Here is a 14,477-nt window from a genome sequence, read left to right as displayed (position 1 = left end):
TTGTTTTCAAATCTCTTTGTTTTAAGTTTCTGGGTGCAAAGGTACACATTATATATTATATAACTATTACACAAATTGGCTGATTATATACCAATTTCGCAGAAAACGCTAAAAAACCATTAAATTTCTACCATTATTAGACTATTTTGCGTACCTTTGCCACCGATATGAAGAATATTCTGAAGGTTGAAACTCCTAACGACTACGCTCGTTTTGTGGATGCACCAGTGTTGCACCCATTAATTAGCATCATCCATTACGACGAGCTGGCACCCTTCCGTCACAGTCTGAACAACTATGGCGTGTATGGGCTGTTCATTCAGCGGCAGTTCCCCCGTAATCTCTCATACGGCATGCGGAAATGGCAGGTGAGCGATGGTTCTATCATTGCAGTGGAACCAGGACAGATCGGTGGACTGGAGGACAACGGCGAACGCATCTCGTTATGTGGTTGGGTGCTGCTGTGGTCGCCCGAACTGTTGAACGGCACTGAACTGGAACGCCAGATAGACCGCTATCAGTTCTTCTCGTATTTCTTTGATGGTTCGCTGCGCATGGAGCCCGACGAATGGCTCTGTATCACGCAACTGGTGACCCAGATGCGACAAGAGTTGCAGACACACGAGGACTCCCCGTCTTTGAGAAATGTGCTGCTTGGCTATCTGCACCTGATACTGGAATACTGTAATCGTATCTATCAGCGCCAGCTTTTCGAAGAGGACAGGGGAGAGGCTGACCTGCTGAAGCGCTTTCACAACTTGCTTCAAACCTATTTTCGTGAGAACCGTCAGCTGATGCAGGGTTTGCCTACCGTCGCTTGGTGCGCTTCCGAACTGGCTTATTCGCCTCGTTATTTTGGCGATATTGTCCACAAGGCAACTGGTGGCACAGCTATTGGCTACATCCACAACTACGTTATCAATCAGGCGAAAAGTCTGTTGATGCAGGGTCACAACATCAGCGAGACCTCCCGCCTGCTCGGATTCGATTTCCCCCACCATTTTACTCGTCTCTTCAAGCGCATCACGGGACTTACGCCCAGCGAGTTCTTAGGGAAATCCGATTTTGAACTTGAGTACGAAGATTGACATTTTGGGAGACAGAACCATCGAGCCTGGCAAATTGTAACCATCTAAATTACCATTATATTGAGCATACTCGACATTATTGGCCAGTGAGGCAAACGTGCCATCTTGGGCCTGCATAAAATCTAGGTCGACAAATCCATTATCTCCTGCTCTCTCGGCTGGATAGGTTACAAGACATCCAATGTTTTCCTGAGGGTCAGTTAGAGTCATTGTGAAACTGGCAGACTTGCCTTCATTCAGGCAACATGCTACCTGCTAGCAACTGTGCACAACTGGAAAGGTTGACTACTTGCACTACTGGCGTCTCATAAACTCTCATTTTTTTTTCATAATGTTTGTGATGTTCTAAAATTGTGTGATATTAAGTTATTGTTTAATCCAAATTTATTAAGTACCAAGTCTTTCTGCATGTCGTAGAAGTAATGCATGAGCTCATTGCCCAGATGGTCAGCCTGCTCGATGGACTGCGCCTCACTATAGACACGCACCACAGGCTCGGTATTAGACTTGCGAAGATGTACCCAACGGTCGGGGAAATCAATCTTCAGACCATCAGTCTCACTGATGTGGGCACTCTTGTCCTTTGAAAAGCGGTCTTTCACCTTCTTGAGAATAGCATCAACATCTGTGTCGGGGTTGAGGTCGATAGAGTTTTTGGCTATCTGATAGTCGGGAAAGGTGGCTCGCAACTGGCTAACGGTGCACTGCCTTTGAGCAAGACTGCTAAGGAATAGGGCAATGCCTACCAAGGCATCGCGACCATTGTGGCACTCAGGATAGATGACGCCGCCATTGCCATCGCCTCCGATAATAGCACCCACCTCTTTCATCTCGGCTGTAATATTCGCTTCACCAACGGCAGAGGGATAATAGAGAGCACCTCGCTGCAGAGTAACATCACGCAAGGCACGAGTGCCACAGAGATTACTAACAGTATTGCCTGGCGTATAACTGAGCACATAGTCTGCCACACTGACGAGGGTATACTCTTCGCCAAACATCGTACCGTCTTCGCAGATGAATGCCAGTCGGTCTACATCAGAGTCAACAACAATACCAAGATCGAAGTGTTCTTGCTTCATGCGACCGATAATTCCCAGCAGATTGTTCTCTGTGGGTTCTGGTTTATGGGCAAAGACGCCCGTGCATTCACCATTCAAAACCTCATAGTCTACACCGAGAGCTTGAAACAGCTGGGGAAGGATGATGCCACCAACAGAATTGATGGTATCTACACAGACGCGGAACTTTCGCTGGCGAATGGCATCGACATCTACTAACTTCAGATTTAAGACGGCATCGATGTGGCGCTGGTTGAAGGTCTCGTCGATAGAGAGTTGGCCTAGTTGGTTGACTTCACTATAGGAGAAATTTCCGGATTCGGCAAGTGCTATCAGCTCTTTTGCATCGTAAGGCATGAGAAATTCGCCCTCACGATTAAGCAACTTTAAGCCGTTCCACTGGCTATGGTGGTGGGAGGCTGTAACGACAATGCCACCATCAGCACCAGTTATGCGTACAGCAAGTTCAGTGGTAGGAGTGCTGGCATAGCCGATATCAATGACATCATAACCCATGCCCATGAGTGTGCCTACAACAATGTTGCGCACCATCAGTCCCGACATACGACCGTCGCGGCCTACCACCATCTTTCTGCCATGAACATATTGAGCGAAGGCAGAGGTAAGTTTGACAATATCAAGGGGATTCAGCGTATCGCCAGGGCACCCACCAATGGTGCCATAGATTCCTGAAATGGATTTGATAAGTGTCATATGATTTTAAGCGTGTATTATATTGTGTTATGGTTACTTTATTTGTGTGTGTGGAATTATTCGTCTTCGTTGTTATTCTGATATTTCACGCGATACTCCATAGGTGTCATTCCTGAGTGCTCTTTGAAATACTTGCCGAAGAAGGAGGCATTGGGGAATTGCAGGTCGTCGGAAATCTGCTGCATTGTCATATCGGTAAAACGCAGACGGTTCTCGATAGCTTGGAGCGTGAAGAAATGAACCATCTCACTGGGGCGCCTATTCATAGTCTCCATCAACAGTTTTGAGAGGTATTTAGGAGTGACATGCAGCATCTTGGCAAACTCATCGACGCGACGTATGCGACCATCGCTCTGCTCTACCAGTTGCATAAAGCGGTCGGCAAGTTTCTTGCCATGCAGTCTTGAATCGCCATATGTTGTTTCGCACTTTGTTCGTTGTTCTCCTCTACGCAGCACAGAAAGCGTCTCTAAGAGGATGGTGCTGACAATGGAGCGCACGATGTCGGGATAGAGCACCAAGGAACTATTGCGCATGTGATGGCTGAGCTGCTGAAAGTAAGAATCAAACAGTGTAGCATCGGTATCGGATAGCGAAACCTTGGGATTCTGCTTCAATAGCTGCACGTCGGCAAGGCTGCTTTTAGTGAACATGTTCATGTTCCACATTTCGCCACGAGAGAACCATACTTGGCGACAATTGAAGTCGGGAGTAGACATAAACTTCTCCACAACAGAACTTACCATGTAGAGAAATAGGTCATTCTTGTTCAGCTGAATGGTCTGACCGTCATACTCGAACTGGGCAGCTCCTGCCGTGCAGATAACAATGATACCATGGTCCATAGGTTTTATTCTGCCAGCAGGCATACCGCCAAAGCAATCCACCAGCACCAACTCGTCGCTATCACCCATGCGAAGAGTTCCTGCTCCCTTTCTTGGTTTGAACTCAAAAATATCCATAATGTTCTGTTCTTCTCTTTTTCGGATGCAAAAGTAGACATAAAAAACGAAAAAACTATGTTCAATAAGTAACATTATATGTTCGACATGTATCATCGGTATTTTTAATTCGAAAAGTATGTGTATCTTTGCAACCCAAAATAAATAAGTAATCTATATTATATATAATGAAACCATTTATTTACCTATCTCTTGCAGCAATGCTGCTAACTGGAACAGCCTCTATGCAGGCACAAAACAAGACCAAAGCCAAGACACAGGCAAAGGCCAAGAGTCAGAAAACAAGCAATAAAGCGACCACAAAGTCGACAGCAAAGATACTATATGTGGAGCCAGAAGACCGTAACTATGCACAGAATCTGGGTGGCCACATGTTTTGGGACTATACAGCCAGAGAAGGTAATGCCTTGCTAACAGACTGGAAGATAAGCAAAGAGGATTATAAAAAGATGGTAGAAAAGTACACATATAAGACTTTTGAGGAGGCCTATAAGAATCTGCCTGTGCTGCCCGATCCATCGCAAGTTGATACACGTGAAAAGATGACAGAATACTCAGCAGGCGAATTAAAGGCACGCGTTGAAGCCGTTGATAACTATGAGCCAGAACCTGAGTTGAAAACAGAAAGTGACAGATTTAATAAAATCATGATGGACAATGCCAAGAAGGCACGCAAAGGACAGCCTTTCGACACCCTCTTTGTAGACAAGAAGTGGCCACAATATAATAAGGTGTTGGATAAAATGAAGGCTGCATGCACAAAGTTCTACGATTTAGATAGAGACATTGTACATTATAACGAGACGCCAGATCATGACCGAGGATGCTGGCTGCTCGAGAAGCAAGGTGGTGCGCCTCGTTTCTACTTTAACATTTATTCGCCACTGGTAAAGCAGATAATTAAAGAGTGGCTTGGCTCTGACGAGTGTAAGCGTGTGCAGGTCATAGAGGACGAATTGCGTGCACGTGTGGCCGCTGAAAATCCCAAGAAAACACCCGATTGGTTTGTGGAGGGTCGCAAGCGTGAGGCAGAGATTGTGGCTGAATACAACCGTAAGCTTTTACAGCGCTGGATGCAGAAATCGCCAGCATCGCTCTTGGCAGAATATAAAGCAGCTATGCTCAAGCTGATAGCATGGAACAAAGAGGTAGAGGCCATCCGTGGTAATGATCCTATAACAAAAGAATACATTTCTGCACGCTGGTCGGTAAGAGAAGGTATAAAATCGCTGTTCCATGAATATCTTTACCTGATGGATCTCTCAGACTTACCACTTGTACGCACACCAAAGACACAGGAGGGCGCCAAGAAGTTCAAGCTGGAAGATTCGCCCTGGAAGCTGTCATATCCTTATAATATATGAAGAGAATAATCAACATAACTAATAATTCACAATTAACAATTTAAACTTTATGAAAACAGTGTTCACTTACAAAAAACTAATGTTCGTTGCCATGGCTGCCATGGCGGTATTCACCAGCTGCACAAAAAACGAGGACGACTATATCGCCTCAAGTCTGCGTAGCAGCGACTGGCAAGGTAAGATTACAGAATATTATCAGAATCGCTGGGGCATTAATGGCTCAGAATATTCTACTGTGATGGGATTTGAGTCGAAAGATTATCACTACACCAGTGGAAGAGGCTATGAACTGGACTACAAGACCTCTTCACCCAAAGAGAACTATGCCTTCTGTACTTTTAAGTGGTTTATCGTAGATGGCGACATCACCATCATCTATGACGACGACAAGTGGAATCCCACATATATCGTAGACTACCAGTTGAGAGGCAACAGCTTCTATGGCTATATCTACAACGCTTCTGACCGTAGAGTACAGTTCGACTTGGAGAAGACCACATTTACAGAATGGGACTACTACAGAAAGCATGGTTCACGCTATCTAAACACAGACTATCGCGCTGCCAGACTGAATAATAAGGATGGCGTAAGCGTAGCCAATGGTATCTTCGCAGAAATACTGAAGAACAAGGAATAAAATCACTGGGACTTGGTTTCGATAACTCAAGTCCCAGATTTTTCCTGCATCTTTAGTTCCCATAAAGATGTAGGTTAATAGTAGGTTAGATGATTATGAAACATCTAACCCTCGAGAAACTCAATGTAGACTCAATCTTTATGGTTAGAGTTTACTTTACCTTATTATATATATAAGAACATCTAAACTTAAACCTAAACTTACATCGCAAGAATCTATCAGTTTTTCTTTTAACTGAGACAAATTGTATTAAGAAGGGATATCAATTCGTACATATATGTTAAAGAACAAACACATTCTGCAAGAAAAAACGTGCTAAATGAGCGTAAAGTCAGAAGAAATCATTAACTTTGCAAACAAGGTTTGCAGAGTGTTTCTAAGGGCTATGGTTCTATAGAATACATGAAACATTTACAGTTAACGATTGTGAGTGTTAGCCGCCGCCCAGGCTGCTATTAAGGAATAATTCCATACAATAATAAAAGAAGAGCTCTGCCAATACAGAAGGGTTCTTTTTCTCTATAAGAAAGAAGGAGAATAATATGAAGGTATTACTGATTAACGGAAGTCCAAGAGAGAATGGCAATACATTCACTGCTTTGAGCGAGGTGGCAAAAACATTAAATGCCGAGGGTGTTGATACTGAGATAATCAATATTGGTAAACATGCTGTGCAGGGGTGTATTGCTTGTGGAATGTGCGGCCGTAATGGTGCCAGGTGTACATTTCATGATGATTTGTATACAAAGGTATGGCGTGCTGTCAAGGATGGTGTCGACGGCTTGGTTGTAGGCTCACCAGTATACTACGGTGGTCCTAACGGCTCACTTTGTGCCTTGCTTGATCGCGTGTTCTATTCGCTTTCAGGTGAGTTGAGATTCAAACCTGCAGCTAGTGTTGTTGTTTGCCGCAGAGGTGGTGCTTCTGCTGCTTTTGACAGGCTTAATAAATATTTTACGATGTCAAATATGCCTTTGGTGAGCTCGCAGTATTGGAATATGGTTTATGGTCAGACTCCTGGACAAGCTGCCCAGGACGAGGAGGGCATGCAGACGATGCGTACGCTTGCTCGTAATATGGCTTGGATGATTCGAAAGTTGAATGTGAATGAAGATGGTCATCCTGCGTTGGAAAGTCCGCAACGTACCAACTTTATCAGATAAAAAAGAATTGAAATTTAATTCCTGCAAATAAAAAAAGCATCAGCGATTGAACTGATGCTTTTTTGTGATATTGCTCGACTATCTTAGAAAGGCAGATCGTCAGCCGCACTCTCACCAGCAGGCTCCTGTGCAGGAGGGAAGGGAGCGTTGGCAGCCTGAGGAGCTGCGTTCTGCTGACCAGCGAATGGTGTAGCTGCGGGTACTGCACCAGCTGCCTGACCACGCAGGATGTTCCATGCACGGATATCGTTAAACCAGCGGCCATTGTACTCGCGGGCATCGATATCAAACTGAACGGTAATCTCCTCGCCTGGCTGAATGTTGAACTGCTTAATCTTATCTTCACCAAAGATGTTGAACACCATTTTGCGGGGATACTGACCAGGAATCTCAATAACGTATTCCTGAGTCATCCATGGGTTACCTGTGCGGGCAGAAACACCACCTCTTGCCTCCATGATGGCAATGACTTTTCCTGTTAAATCCATATCTGAAAATGTTATTATTGTTTGTATTTTTGCAAAATCGCATGCGAAATTACTAAAATAGTTTGAAAAACAAGCAATTTTTTTGCAAATATTTTGTTGTTGACGTACTTTTTTTGTATTTTTGTACACCAAATTGAGAATAATAAACAATAATAAATAATATGAGATTTACTGTATCAAGCACAGCACTGAGCAGCCGATTGGTGGCTTTGTCTAGAGTAATCAATAGTAAGAACTCGTTGCCTATCTTGGGTGACTTTCTGTTTGAGGTTGTTGACGGACGTCTGAATCTGACAGCTTCTGATAGTGAGGTGATGATGAAAACTTCTATTGAGCTGACTGAAAACGATGGAAATGGTCGTTTCTGTGTTGGTAACCACGATTTGCTAGAGGCTGTGAAGGGTATTTCTGAACAGCCTATCACATTTGATGTGGACCAGGCAGCTAATATTGCTAAGATTGGTTACCAGAATGGTATGTTCTCTTTGCCTGTTGAGAATGCCGATGAATTTCCTCAGCCTCAGCAGATTGATGATGGCGCTACTACCATTAATATTGCAACTGCCACATTGGCTGAGAATATCAACCGTTCAATCTTTGCAACTGCACAGGATGAGCTTCGTCCTGTAATGAATGGTATTTATTTTGATTTGACTCCTGACTATCTGGCTGTTGTCGCAAGCGATGGCCACAAGTTGGTGCGCAATAAGGTTCTAAGCATTAAGAGTGATCAGCCTGCTGCCTTTATCCTGCCCAAGAAGCCGGCTTCATTGCTAAAAGGTGTACTCGGCAAGCAGGGTGGCGACGTGGTTATTCGTTTTGATGAGCGCAATGCTGAGATTAACTTCGAAGAGGGTGTCATTATCTGCCGCTTGATTGAGGGTCGTTATCCCAACTACAACTCAGTCATTCCTCAGAGCAATCCTAACCAGTTGACAGTCGACCGCTTGGGCCTATTGGCAGCTTTGCGTCGTGTGCAGCCTTTCTCAAACGATTCCAGCAATTTGATTCGCTTCCATGTTGAGAATGGTACGCTTCAGCTTGATGCTGAGGACTATGATTTCTCAAAGACTGCAACCGAAAAGATGTCTTGCGACTATAACGGCATGCCTATGAGCATTGGTTTCAAGGGTTCGTCGTTCATAGAGATTCTTAACAACTTTGACTGCGATCAGGTAGTCATTCAGTTGGCAGACCCCAGTCGTGCAGGACTGGTATTGCCCTTGGAGCAGCCTGAGAATCAGGATGTGCTGATGCTGATGATGCCTATGCTGATCAACGATTGATTTGAGATTTGAACTTGATTTTTCATGAAACTGAATTTAAATAAGCCACTGGTCGTCTTCGATTTGGAGACGACCGGTCTTGATTTGGTAAAGGACCGTGTTATCCAACTGTCGTTCATCAAGGTTTATCCTGATGGAAAAGAAGAGCGTGGTGACTATCTGATAAATCCTGAGTGTTATATTCTGCCTGTCATCACCCAACTGACAGGTATCTCTAATGAGGATGTGAAGGATAAACCCACCTTCAAGCAGTTAGCTAAGACACTTGAGGAAAAATTCACTGGCTGCGACTTTGCAGGATTCAACTCAAACTATTTCGATATTCCCATGCTGGCCGAGGAGTTCTTGCGTGCTGGTGTTGACTTCGATTTCTCTAAGTGTCGACTGATTGACGCCTGTACCATCTTTAAGAGAATGGAACGTCGCAACCTGGCTTCAGCCTACAAGTTCTATTGTGGTCGTAGGATGGAGGACGATTTCGAGGCTCACCGTGCCGACCAGGATACGGAGGCCACTTATCGTGTGTTGATGGGTGAGTTGGACTACTATACCGAAGAGAAGCAGCGCGCATTGGGCGAGGATCCTGAGGGTCGAGTGCTGACAAACGATATGGATTGTTTGGCAGAATTCTCGAAGACCAATAATAATGTAGACTTTTCTGGTCGCATCGTGTGGGGTGAGGTTCGTGATGCCAAAGGAAATGTAGTGCTCGATGAGAATGGTCAGCCTAAGATGACTGAGTACTTCAACTTTGGAAAACATAAGGGTAAGACCGTTGCCGATGTACTGCGTTTTGATCCAGGCTATTATGCTTGGATTCTGTCAGGCGACTTTACCTATAACACCAAACAGGTGTTGACAAGAATTCGCTTGCGCGAAGCGCAGAAATGATGTGAGATGTCTCATGTGGGATGTCTGAAGAAAAAACAGTTTGATATCATAAAATATGCTGAAGGGAAAGAAAATCGTACTGGGTATTACAGGATCGATAGCGGCCTATAAGTCGTGCTTGATTATTCGTGAGTTGGTGAAACGGGGAGCTGAGGTGCAGGTGGTTATCACACCTGCAGGTAAAGAGTTTATTACTCCCATCACACTATCGGCTCTGACACAAAAGCCAGTAATCAGCGATTTCTTCTCTCAGCGCGACGGCACCTGGCATAGTCATGTGGCTTTAGGTCTTTGGGCCGATGCCATGCTCATCGCGCCCTGCACGGCCTCAACATTAGGCAAGATGGCTAATGGCATTGCCGACAATATGCTTATCACCACCTATCTGTCTATGAAAGCGCCTGTGTTCATTGCTCCTGCCATGGATCTCGATATGTATGCCCATCCCACCACGCAGCAGAACATGGAGCGTCTGAAGGGCTTTGGAAATCATATCATTGAGCCCCAGAGCGGCTTCTTGGCCTCAGGACTTGAGGGTAAGGGACGTATGGAAGACCCAGAGAAGATTGTGGCAGCCCTTGACATGTTTTTCGAGAAGAAGGACTTGTTGGGTAAGCACATCATGATTACCGCTGGTCCAACCTACGAGAAGATCGACCCCGTTCGCTTTATTGGCAATTACTCAAGTGGAAAGATGGGTTTTGCCCTGGCCGAAGAGTGTGCTTGTCGTGGTGCCGAGGTTACGTTGATAGCAGGGCCCGTCAACGTACAATGTACAATGAACAATGTTCAGCGTATTGACGTGGAGAGCTGTCAGCAGATGCACGATGCCGCGATAGAGAACTTCCCACAGATGGATGCCGCCATCCTTTGTGCTGCAGTGGCCGATTTTCGTCCTGCAGAGGTGGCCGGTCAAAAGATCAAGCGGGTAGGGCAGACCATGGATATTCATCTGGTTCCTAATCCAGATATTGCTGCAGAGTTAGGAAGGATGAAGCGTGCTGATCAGGTGATGGTAGGCTTTGCCCTTGAAACTAATGACGAACAGCAGAATGCCCAGCATAAGTTAGAGAAGAAAAATCTGGATTTCATTGTCCTTAACTCATTGCGCAACGAAGGTACTTGTTTTAAGAGCGACGAGAATCAGGTTAGTATCATCTCTCGTGATGCCAAGCACGACTACGAGAAGAAGCCAAAGGCCGACGTGGCACGCGATATCATTGACGAACTAGCCGCCAGACTGTAGTTGTTATTCAATCGTGTCGTTGCCAATGTTGTCAGCCGTGACTTCCTGAGCTTTCACGCCAATCGCCATGATCCACAGCATGATGACAGATGTGACTATTCTGATGTTCATAGGCGGCAGGTTATTCCTATCTTGGTCTCAAACGTGTTGGCATGCACTTTGTCGTAGTATTTATAGAATGTGCGACGCGAGTAGTAAGCCCCTGATAGCGTGAGCGACCATTGCTTGTTAACATGCATCTCCATGATGGGGTTCACCACCAGCAAGGCCGCATTACTACGGTCGCCCTGCACGTTCAGGTAGTGCAGGTCCTTGGTGCCGTCGGCATAGGCCTGCAAGTCCTTGTCTTCATATCCCTTCCATGTGTAGAGTCGGAAGTACTTGGCATTAAGAATAAAACGTCCAAACTTACCAAAGTCGAGTTGCGTCTTCGACTTAATGCTGAAGCCGCTACCCATGTTATAGTCACGTTCAATGACGTTGAAATAGTCACTCTTGGTGCCACCCAATAGGATGCCGCTCAAGAACACGCGCTGTTCCAACTTCGACAGTCCTCCCATCTGCGGCAGCGACAGGATGAAGCCAGGTCCGAAGCCCGCTGCCTCGCTGATGCGATAGGGTGTCAGCTCAGAACCGTCCTCAATCGGTTTTGCGTCAAAGTAATTAAAATGCTGATAGATACCAAACTCACCAGCCATATCCTTCTTGTCGAGAATAGACGTGCTCCACAGTCGGCCCACAATCTGCAGGTTGTTCACCAATGGCTGTCCGCCACCCATGCTGATGGTGGCATCCACGTCAAAGAAATCGTATGGTGTCGTATGTCGTTCGCCGTCCACAGACGTGCCATACGTCAGAACCATGTTAAGATAAGGTGCGTGCACCCCACGGAACAGTGCTCCATCGTCTGCCAGATAGCGCCAGCCAGTCGAAAACGCCACGTCAACAGGAATCTTACTATAGTCGTGATAGCGATAATGATCACTGCGCACACGCCAGGCGTCGCCACTGATAATTCTGTGTAGGCCCTGAATAGGGTTGGCGATGGTAGCAACAGCCTCTCGCACGAATCGTCTGAAGCCGCGATCACGGTCGTCGAGCACAGTTCTGCTCAGTCGATGCGTCATCTCACCAATAGCCATACCACCCATCGAGGTTGCAATCACGTCGTTAATGGCAGGAGGCTCAGTCTCGCCCAGGAACTCCCACATGAGCGATCCGCCTAAGGCATAAGGCGCCGACTCCCAGAATGTCAGTCCGTTGGTTCGTGCTGCATTGAAATAAAGATTGCCGTGATAAGGATGTGCAAACAAGTTTGTGATGAAGAAGTCGTTGTCCCACACCATGCCATCAGTAAAATTGCGCTTCAGGGTGCGAAGTGTGGTCTGTGCGAAGTCCGATTTCAGCGCATAGCGGTCGAACAACTGCACACCCACGTTGATGGCTGTTGCCTCAGCCGCTGCCTGCCAGTAGCGCTTTTTCACAGGCAGTGCCATGGTCGAGTCGGCAAACACAATGGCCCTCCGCTTCTCTTCCCATGCCCGTTTCCAAGAGTCATGCTGGTCGCGAGCTTGGCGATACGTCAGTCCCATCTCAACCAGTGGTCTGTTTCTGTAAGTCTCGTTACGGTCGTAATAGCGTGTCAGTCCCCAGCCCACAGAGGCAAAAGCCCCCAACTTCCTGCTTATCTGATAGTCGGCATTGATGCGTGCCTGCAGCGAATACAGGCGTTCCGGCTTGTCGTTGTTGTTCTTCGAGAACGTCTCCACGTGATAGTAGCCGATATCGCCACTCAGACTCCATTTGGGCGACACCTGCGCATATTGTCCCAAGCGATAGAACACAGCGCCAGAGAACTTCGAGTCTAATCCCATGAAGTGCGTTCCCACGCCAAGGATATTATAAGTACTGCGATTGCGATAGCGCACGGCAATGTTTCCCTTTGTCGACGAGCCGCCATACATCATAATGTCAATATCGGTCGTGGGATTCACGTTCACCAAACCAATCTTATGGCCGATGGTGTCGTACGACAGGTTGATGAGTCCCACTTGCCATCCCTCAGGGCGCTTACGAGCCACGTTGAACACACCCACCTGTATGCCGTCCAGCGAGTCGGCATAGTTGACGGCTCCCCATTGCCATCCTCGCATCATCTCTGTCGACACGTTCAGAATGCCCGATAGCTGCAGACCACGTTCCATGCCCTGCGTGATGTTACTCACACCACCCAGTTGCAGGCCGTTGAATCTGTGGGCTGCCGTGTTCGATACACCAGCCAGCTGAACCCCATGTCCACCATCAGGAGCCACCGTCGAGATGACACCAAACTGTATGCTCTTCACGGAGTCTTGCACACTGACTATTCCCACTGGACTGTTCTGTGCCCAGATGCTATGATCTACGGCAGTGATCAAAAAAACTGCAACGATTGCTAGTGATTTTCTCATACGATGCCAAAACTCTGTTTGTAGTTAATAAATCAAATCCTGTTATGTCAGGTTAGTAATGTTTTCCATTAGGTTTCTTTTGCAAAGATAAATAAAAATTGTTAGATAACAAAAAAATACATTGAAATGTTTAGGATATAGTTGTACAATTCGAAAATAGTTCGTATTTTTGCAGACTAATAGAACGACTATCAAATTATTAATATTAATCCATTACACAATGAAACGACTTCTTTTCCTCTTGACCCTTTTCCTGCCTATCGTTATGCAGGCTCAGGAACTGCAGGTGAAGATTAATATTAATCACCAGCAGATTCAGGGCACGGACAAGTCCGTTTTCGATAACCTGCAAGAGACCCTCCAACAGTTTGTCAACGAGAAACAGTGGACAGCCCTGCAGTTTCAGGAGAACGAGCGCATTCAGTGTACGTTTAATATCACTGTGACCAAATACGATGCCTCCAACAACCATTTCACCTGTACGGCACTCATTCAGGCCAACCGTCCTGTGTACAACTCAGCCTATACAACGGCCCTGTATAGCAATCGCGACAAGAACTTCGATTTCGAATACGCACAGTTCGACCAGTTGAACTTCAACGAGGAGGTCATCGACAACCAGTTGATGGCCCTCATGGGCTATTATGCCTATCTCATCATTGGCATCGACCTCGACAGCTTCTCGCCCATGGGTGGGACAGACGTCCTGCAGCGCTGCATGAACCTGGTGAACAATGCCCAGAACCTCGAGTTCGCTGGTTGGAAGTCGTTTGATGACTCACGCAATCGCTTTGCATTCATCAACGACTATCTGGACGAAGCCATGAAGCCCTTCCGCCAGTTGCAGTACGACTACTATCGCAAAGGGCTCGACGAGATGGCACAGAATGCAGAGCGTGGCCGAACCAATGTGACGACAACCCTGGAAACCCTCCTCAAGCAGGCACACGAGGATAAGCCCCTGAGCATGCTTCCCCAGATTTGGACCGACTATAAGAAAGACGAGTTGGCCAACATCTATAAAGGCAAGGGCACCCAGAAGGAAAAAGAGTCTGTCTACGATGTCCTCTCTAGCATCAACGCCTCGCAGAGTTCCTCGTGGGACAAGATTAAGCAATGAACAGAAC

11 protein-coding genes and 1 pseudogene are annotated in these 14,477 nt (G+C 46.3%); 8 read left to right on the top strand and 4 right to left on the bottom strand.

Annotation, left to right across the window (positions count from 1 at the left end; all coding sequences use genetic code 11):
• The first annotated feature begins 167 nt into the window (after positions 1-167).
• Positions 168-1,088: a response regulator transcription factor gene (locus tag M1D30_RS08630; protein ID WP_248503016.1), complete on the top strand. Its 921-nt coding sequence runs from the start codon at positions 168-170 to the stop codon at positions 1,086-1,088.
• A 404-nt stretch (positions 1,089-1,492) separates the two neighbouring features.
• Here M1D30_RS08630 and glmM read toward each other — a convergent pair.
• Together glmM and M1D30_RS08620 are read right to left on the bottom strand one after the other, a co-directional pair.
• A pseudogene (gene glmM / locus M1D30_RS08625) lies at positions 1,493-2,863 on the bottom strand (phosphoglucosamine mutase); the annotation flags it as partial.
• 56 nt (positions 2,864-2,919) lie between these two features.
• The gene (locus M1D30_RS08620; RefSeq protein WP_248503013.1) at positions 2,920-3,825 is read right to left on the bottom strand and encodes an AraC family transcriptional regulator; all 906 of its coding nucleotides are present in this window, start codon (positions 3,823-3,825) and stop codon (positions 2,920-2,922) included.
• Positions 3,826-4,025: 200 nt separating this feature from the next.
• Between M1D30_RS08620 and M1D30_RS08615 the strand changes: the two genes are divergently transcribed.
• The 3 genes from M1D30_RS08615 (at position 4,026) to M1D30_RS08605 (ending at position 6,989) form a co-directional block, all read left to right on the top strand.
• Positions 4,026-5,189: a hypothetical protein gene (locus M1D30_RS08615; protein WP_248503011.1), complete on the top strand. Its 1,164-nt coding sequence runs from the start codon at positions 4,026-4,028 to the stop codon at positions 5,187-5,189.
• 49 nt (positions 5,190-5,238) lie between these two features.
• Positions 5,239-5,826 (top strand): hypothetical protein, encoded by a 588-nt coding sequence (locus tag M1D30_RS08610; protein ID WP_248503008.1) that lies wholly within the window; start codon positions 5,239-5,241, stop codon positions 5,824-5,826.
• A gap of 542 nt (positions 5,827-6,368) precedes the next feature.
• Positions 6,369-6,989 (top strand): flavodoxin family protein, encoded by a 621-nt coding sequence (locus M1D30_RS08605; protein WP_248503006.1) that lies wholly within the window; start codon positions 6,369-6,371, stop codon positions 6,987-6,989.
• Positions 6,990-7,072: 83 nt separating this feature from the next.
• On the opposite strand, the gene M1D30_RS08600 is transcribed toward M1D30_RS08605, so the two are convergent.
• Positions 7,073-7,477, bottom strand: a complete 405-nt coding sequence (locus tag M1D30_RS08600; protein ID WP_248503004.1) for a DUF3127 domain-containing protein — start codon at positions 7,475-7,477, stop codon at positions 7,073-7,075.
• Positions 7,478-7,638: 161 nt separating this feature from the next.
• On the opposite strand from M1D30_RS08600, the gene dnaN reads away from it, so the two are divergent.
• The 3 genes from dnaN to coaBC are packed head-to-tail and all read left to right on the top strand — an operon-like array spanning position 7,639 to position 10,900.
• On the top strand, positions 7,639-8,763 hold the full coding sequence (gene dnaN / locus M1D30_RS08595; RefSeq protein ID WP_248503002.1) for a DNA polymerase III subunit beta: 1,125 nt from the start codon (positions 7,639-7,641) through the stop codon (positions 8,761-8,763).
• A 24-nt stretch (positions 8,764-8,787) separates the two neighbouring features.
• Positions 8,788-9,654 carry a 3'-5' exonuclease gene (locus M1D30_RS08590; RefSeq protein WP_248502999.1) on the top strand — a complete coding sequence of 289 codons (867 nt, stop codon included), beginning with the start codon at positions 8,788-8,790 and terminating at the stop codon, positions 9,652-9,654.
• 55 nt (positions 9,655-9,709) lie between these two features.
• The gene (gene coaBC / locus M1D30_RS08585; protein WP_248502997.1) at positions 9,710-10,900 is read left to right on the top strand and encodes a bifunctional phosphopantothenoylcysteine decarboxylase/phosphopantothenate--cysteine ligase CoaBC; all 1,191 of its coding nucleotides are present in this window, start codon (positions 9,710-9,712) and stop codon (positions 10,898-10,900) included.
• Positions 10,901-11,007: 107 nt separating this feature from the next.
• Here coaBC and M1D30_RS08580 read toward each other — a convergent pair whose 3' ends face one another.
• A complete protein-coding gene (locus tag M1D30_RS08580; protein WP_248502988.1) occupies positions 11,008-13,350 on the bottom strand; it encodes a DUF3943 domain-containing protein in 2,343 nt (780 codons plus the stop codon).
• A gap of 220 nt (positions 13,351-13,570) precedes the next feature.
• Here M1D30_RS08580 and M1D30_RS08575 point away from each other — a divergent pair, with 220 nt between their 5' ends.
• Positions 13,571-14,470, top strand: coding sequence for a DUF4835 family protein (locus tag M1D30_RS08575; protein WP_248502986.1), 900 nt, complete (start codon positions 13,571-13,573; stop codon positions 14,468-14,470).
• Positions 14,471-14,477 lie beyond the last annotated feature (7 nt).

The organism is Prevotella sp. E15-22 (genome assembly GCF_023204875.1).
GTDB lineage: Bacteria > Bacteroidota > Bacteroidia > Bacteroidales > Bacteroidaceae > Prevotella.
This window is presented reverse-complemented; position numbering and strand designations above follow the sequence as displayed.

What these genes read in the sequence shown, in the direction of transcription:
- M1D30_RS08630 (WP_248503016.1), top strand. Translation starts at nt 168, where the DNA reads ATGAAGAATATTCTGAAGGTTGAAACTCCTAACGACTACGCTCGTTTT.
- M1D30_RS08620 (WP_248503013.1), bottom strand. Translation starts at nt 3,825, where the DNA reads ATGGATATTTTTGAGTTCAAACCAAGAAAGGGAGCAGGAACTCTTCGC.
- M1D30_RS08615 (WP_248503011.1), top strand. Translation starts at nt 4,026, where the DNA reads ATGCTGCTAACTGGAACAGCCTCTATGCAGGCACAAAACAAGACCAAA.
- M1D30_RS08610 (WP_248503008.1), top strand. Translation starts at nt 5,239, where the DNA reads ATGAAAACAGTGTTCACTTACAAAAAACTAATGTTCGTTGCCATGGCT.
- M1D30_RS08605 (WP_248503006.1), top strand. Translation starts at nt 6,369, where the DNA reads ATGAAGGTATTACTGATTAACGGAAGTCCAAGAGAGAATGGCAATACA.
- M1D30_RS08600 (WP_248503004.1), bottom strand. Translation starts at nt 7,477, where the DNA reads ATGGATTTAACAGGAAAAGTCATTGCCATCATGGAGGCAAGAGGTGGT.
- dnaN (WP_248503002.1), top strand. Translation starts at nt 7,639, where the DNA reads ATGAGATTTACTGTATCAAGCACAGCACTGAGCAGCCGATTGGTGGCT.
- M1D30_RS08590 (WP_248502999.1), top strand. Translation starts at nt 8,788, where the DNA reads ATGAAACTGAATTTAAATAAGCCACTGGTCGTCTTCGATTTGGAGACG.
- coaBC (WP_248502997.1), top strand. Translation starts at nt 9,710, where the DNA reads ATGCTGAAGGGAAAGAAAATCGTACTGGGTATTACAGGATCGATAGCG.
- M1D30_RS08580 (WP_248502988.1), bottom strand. Translation starts at nt 13,350, where the DNA reads ATGAGAAAATCACTAGCAATCGTTGCAGTTTTTTTGATCACTGCCGTA.
- M1D30_RS08575 (WP_248502986.1), top strand. Translation starts at nt 13,571, where the DNA reads ATGAAACGACTTCTTTTCCTCTTGACCCTTTTCCTGCCTATCGTTATG.